Here is a 4,567-nt window from a genome sequence, read left to right on the forward strand (position 1 = left end):
AGAGTGGCAATGACATCGCTATAACCAGCGGAGGCGCGGTGACCTTTGAGGCGGTCAAAGACCTGCTTCAAGAGAGCCACGAGAAGAGCAAAAGCGACCTCGCTTGGGTGAGTGCCAAAGGCAAGGGCAAAACCGATGAGACCTTGCGCCAGACCCAAATGCTTGCCGACGGCAACCTGGCGATCAAAGCCGTTGATGGCCTCAAGATTGACATTAAACAGATCGACCAGCACACCGTCAGCCAAGCTATCGACGTGATGGTCAAGGCCGACCCACAACTGGCCTGGCTAAAAGACGCTGAAAAGCGCGGGGATGTGGATTGGCGACAAGTGCAGGAAATGCACGACTCGTTCAAGTACAGCCACTCCAACCTCGGGCAAGGCGCCATGCTGGCAATCATCATCATCGTGACGGTGTTGACAGCCGGTGCAGGCAGCGCGCTGGCGGGTGGCGCAGCCGGTGCAACGGCGGGTTCAGGCACCGCCATGGCGGCTGGCGGGGTTGCAACTGCCGGTGCTTCAGCGGGCACTTTTGTGGCCGCGGGTTGGGGCAATGTCATGGCCACTTCCGCATTGACATCGCTGGCCAGTGGCGGTGCGGTCAGTTTTATCAACAATGGCGGAAATCTGGGGGCTACCCTCCAAGACGTTACCTCGTCTGACAGCTTGAAGAACTATGCCACGGGTGCTTTGACCGCAGGCTTCACGGCAGGGGTGCTGGACCCGGCCTTTGGCGTGTCGGGTGACAACGTCAATAAAGTCACCAAAGGCTTTGACCTTGGCTCCGCAACGGACATCGGGCGATTTGCTGCGTACTCGGGTGCACAAGGCGTTGCACAGGCTGGAGTAGGCACAGCGCTGCAAGGCGGTAGCCTGAACAAAAACCTGGGCAGCGCCCTCAGCTCGCAATTGCAACGTACGCTACAAGCCGTGGCCTTCAACGCTGTTGGTGACTACTCGAAAGACCAGCAATGGGCCGATTCGGGTGCGCAAAAAGTAGCGCTGCATGCCTTGGTCGGAGGCCTGTTAAGCCAGGCTGGCGGAGGCAGCTTTGCCACTGGAGCACTGGCTGCTGGGGCGAACGAAGCCCTGGTCAGCACGCTGTCGAAAGCGGTTGAAGGCGAACCGGGTTTACTGCTGGCGGCTTCGCAATTAATTGGTATAGCTGCTGCAGGCGCGACGGGCGGAGACGTCCAGAAAGGCGCAGAAATCGCTAAAAATGCGACGGCCTACAACTACCTCAATCATCACGAAGCTGATGACCTGATCAAAGACTTGAAAGGGTGTCGAGGGGCAGGAGACCCCACTGCTTGCAGAGCCGATGTCACCGCGCACTACCAGAGGCTCAGCGACACCAAAACCGGCCTTGCCATGCTGCAGTGCGAGGGCTACACAAATTGCAACGCACTACGCACCGATGTTGAGGCTGGCACCAAGGCGCTCGATGACCATGGCTACAGCGCAGGCCTTAGCCCGCAGGAACAGCAAATCGTTCGTGGTTTCCAAGATAAAAACCAAGACGACCTGCGGCTCACCGTCCAAAAAACAACACAGGCTACAAATGGCGAAGTTGCTGGTATTGTGCTTTCTGGTGGGTTGGGAGCTGGTGCCAGGGTTGTAGGTGAGGTTGGGGTTGTAAAGGGTGGGGCTGCCAGCGTTGGTGCAAAAGCAATTCCAGAAAGCAGCTACTCGTCGCTTGCCAAGCCAAGTCCAAATGCCCCAAGCAATGTAATTCTTGGCGAGCTTGACTCACTTGGTCGACCTACTGGCGTTACAGCAGTCCTTAGGGAGGATTCATTGGGAGGCGGTTCAAGCGCTAACCCAGCGATTCGACCTCCAGGTTTTGAGGGGCAGCCTGCTAACCATGCGCGAGGACATTTGCTTGCGAATTCACTAGGAGGGGCTGGTGATGATGCAAGAAATTTGGTGACACTTTTCCAGCGCAACGCAAATCATCCAAATATGAGTTCATTTGAGCGTCAAGTCAGGGGCGCAGTGCAGAGTGGCGAAACAGTAAGCTATAGGGCTGTGCCTATTTATACAGGTACAAACCCGATGCCAACCGGTGTAACGTTGTCTGCTCGTGGGTCAGGCGGTTTTACTCTTGATGTATCAATTCCGAACGTGAGTGGAGTTAAGTAAGAATGATAAATAAACTGATTGCTCTCCTTTCGCCACCATCTCAGCGAATCTTTGATAATGCGGCTTGGGCGACCTTTGAATCTGAGGGAGGTCTGCGATTACCGTCTGATTTTAAACAGTTCATATCAATTTACGGATGTGGTGCAGTAGACGATTTCGTATGGGTGTTAGACCCATTTTCAGAAAACTCAAATTTGAATTTTGAAAAGAGCCAATATTTTATAGACGCATACGCTGTAATGAGGCAGGAATTTTTATCGGACTATCCAAGGCCAGATTACCCTGCGGAAGGCTCTTTTCTTCCTTGGGCGGTAACGGATAATGGAGAAACTTTTGTTTGGTTGGTTGATGGAGAGCCAGACTCATGGAAAGTTGCTATTCATAGCTCGGATCAGGGGGAGGAGGAAGTCTACAACTTCGGCTGTGTTGAATTTATTTTAAAGCTGCTTAGCAGAGATATTTCGTCAAGAATTCTACCTAGTCAGTTTCCTCCTGTTGATCTAGATAAGCATTTTTTTACAGCTGCTGATTAGGGGCAAAAGGTAGTGCGTTCGCTGGAAAAAGCATTGATGATTTGTCGAATGCAGGAAAAATGCTTGATCCGGCCGATAAATCAGGACAACTTTCATTAGCTGGTCGAGCACTCCAAAAACACGGCAGTCGTGAAGGCAGTGCGTTCCCTAGCATTAAAGGAAGCCCTTCTGAAATCAACGCCCAAGGTCAAAAAATAGCTGACGAGATCTTGAGCAACCCGGCGACCACAGTAACCTATAAAGACACCGGTAGATTTGGGAAGGTTATGGATGTGATTGCCCCTGATGGCCGTGGGCTTCGCTACGATTCAAATGGAAAATTTATTGGTTTATTGGAGCCGCCGAAGCCATGAGTCTTTTATCTACTGTGATGACAAGCCCCCCAGATCGAGAGAATTGTGTATTCGAGATTTGGGCGGGGTTGAGTCAGTTGGCTGAGGTATCACATGAGCCAGGAAGACCAATTGAAATAGAAATTTATCCCCCAGTTGAGGGGAGTAAATGGAATTTCAAACTTGAGGACCTTATGGCTGCTTTGCATCAGGCGACTAAGGCTTTAGCTTCTCACGAATAAATTGGTGCAAAAGGAATAGGGAACGCTACAGAAGCGGGCTCTGTTTTTACTCAGCAGCGTAATTTTTGGTCAAAGGATCCTATTCAGTTTAGTGGGAATAAGGTCTATCAGCGGAATGATTTATTTGATCCTAATTTGCAAACTAGTTGGCGTGAAGGTGGCAAGGTCATAACAGGTAGTAATGCTGAACGTATGGCATCTGGTCGAGCGCCCATCGGGGTAGATGGTAAGTCGGTGAACCTGCACCATATGACGCAAACCCAGTCAGGGCCTATTGCAGAAATGACGCAGAGTTTTCACCAAACCAATAGCGCAACTATTCACATTAACCCTAATACAATCCCTTCTGGTATTGATAGGGCAGCTTTTGATAAGTGGAAGGTGCAGTACTGGCAGCAACGATCTGCAGATTTTAGGAATTGAGAATGAGCCAAGTTACGACGCATCAAATTGAGGATTTAGTATCACTGCATCCTGATATCGTGTGCTTTGGTAGTGAGGCCGATCGCGTGGGTGATGACTGGATTGAGAAGGCGGAGCAGAGGCTAGGGCTTGAACTTCCAGGGTCGTACAAGTGGTTTTTAAAGACGTATGCGGGTGGAGAGATTGGTACTGAAGAAATTTACAGTATCTATGGCGTGGACTTTGAGAATGTCAATGGGGGAGATATTGTCTATCAACATATTGTGGGCATAAAGAATAATCTGGTAGATGGCAAAAAGCTTGTGATTAGCGAAACTGATATGGGGGAGGTATTTTTCTTTGACTATTCAAAGTTTAAAGATGGTGAATGCCCCGTGAGTCTTCGGCTTCCGTCTGGCGAGAATGTTAATTACGCTTCAGATTTTTATGAGTTTTTATATAAACGAATTTCTGCTCATATTTGATAGCTATCCTCATCCCACACCGGTCATGCGCCGGTGTTGTTTTATCTGCTTACTGCAATACCTCCCTTCCTTCGCTGCTCGCTTTAGTCGTGGCCTGAGCGATCAGGGCATCGAGCATCTGCGCAACAAATTTCTGTTGGCTCTTGGGCAGTTGGTCGATGGCTTCCAGTTGCTGTTGCCATTTCGGAGCGGGGCCACGTTTACGCACAGTGGTTTCCTGCTGCTGATCAAACAGCTCTTCGAGTGTGGTTGCAAGCAGTCGGGACAGTTCTGGCAGGGCCGCTACCTGAATCCGCCGCTTGCCGGACTCATAGGCTTGGATGGTCTGCTGGGAAACGCCCGGCCAGCCTAATCGCCAGCCGGATAACCGCCGGTGACGAGGCGTATTTGGTGGCAGGCGGCAACCTTGCACTCTTGGCTGCGCAAGACAGC

General features: G+C 51.0%; 6 protein-coding genes. 5 read left to right on the forward strand and 1 reads right to left on the reverse strand.

Annotated elements, in window-relative coordinates; translation table 11 throughout:
* The 5 genes from B347_RS25510 to B347_RS0103425 form a co-directional block, all read left to right on the forward strand.
* On the forward strand, positions 1 to 2,141 hold a 2,141-nt coding region (locus B347_RS25510), incomplete at its 5' end, for a DUF637 domain-containing protein (protein WP_192812347.1).
* 2 nt (positions 2,142 to 2,143) lie between these two features.
* Positions 2,144 to 2,674 carry an SMI1/KNR4 family protein gene (locus tag B347_RS0103410; protein WP_019408308.1) on the forward strand — a complete coding sequence of 177 codons (531 nt, stop codon included), beginning with the start codon at positions 2,144 to 2,146 and terminating at the stop codon, positions 2,672 to 2,674.
* A 59-nt stretch (positions 2,675 to 2,733) separates the two neighbouring features.
* The gene (locus B347_RS24610; RefSeq protein ID WP_019408309.1) at positions 2,734 to 3,027 is read left to right on the forward strand and encodes a hypothetical protein; all 294 of its coding nucleotides are present in this window, start codon (positions 2,734 to 2,736) and stop codon (positions 3,025 to 3,027) included.
* Positions 3,028 to 3,440: 413 nt separating this feature from the next.
* The gene (locus B347_RS26820; RefSeq protein ID WP_237719097.1) at positions 3,441 to 3,671 is read left to right on the forward strand and encodes an HNH/ENDO VII family nuclease; all 231 of its coding nucleotides are present in this window, start codon (positions 3,441 to 3,443) and stop codon (positions 3,669 to 3,671) included.
* A gap of 2 nt (positions 3,672 to 3,673) precedes the next feature.
* Positions 3,674 to 4,135: an SMI1/KNR4 family protein gene (locus B347_RS0103425; protein WP_019408311.1), complete on the forward strand. Its 462-nt coding sequence runs from the start codon at positions 3,674 to 3,676 to the stop codon at positions 4,133 to 4,135.
* A gap of 49 nt (positions 4,136 to 4,184) precedes the next feature.
* Here the strand turns inward: B347_RS0103425 and B347_RS24615 are convergent.
* Positions 4,185 to 4,567: helix-turn-helix transcriptional regulator (locus tag B347_RS24615; RefSeq protein WP_192812348.1), on the reverse strand; the 383-nt coding region annotated here is incomplete at its 5' end.

Source organism: Pseudomonas psychrophila HA-4 (genome assembly GCF_000282975.1).
Lineage (GTDB): Bacteria > Pseudomonadota > Gammaproteobacteria > Pseudomonadales > Pseudomonadaceae > Aquipseudomonas > Aquipseudomonas psychrophila_A.

Coding starts and splice junctions, on each gene's coding strand:
- B347_RS0103410 (WP_019408308.1), top strand. CDS start 2,144: ATGATAAATAAACTGATTGCTCTCCTTTCGCCACCATCTCAGCGAATC.
- B347_RS24610 (WP_019408309.1), top strand. CDS start 2,734: ATGCTTGATCCGGCCGATAAATCAGGACAACTTTCATTAGCTGGTCGA.
- B347_RS26820 (WP_237719097.1), top strand. CDS start 3,441: ATGGCATCTGGTCGAGCGCCCATCGGGGTAGATGGTAAGTCGGTGAAC.
- B347_RS0103425 (WP_019408311.1), top strand. CDS start 3,674: ATGAGCCAAGTTACGACGCATCAAATTGAGGATTTAGTATCACTGCAT.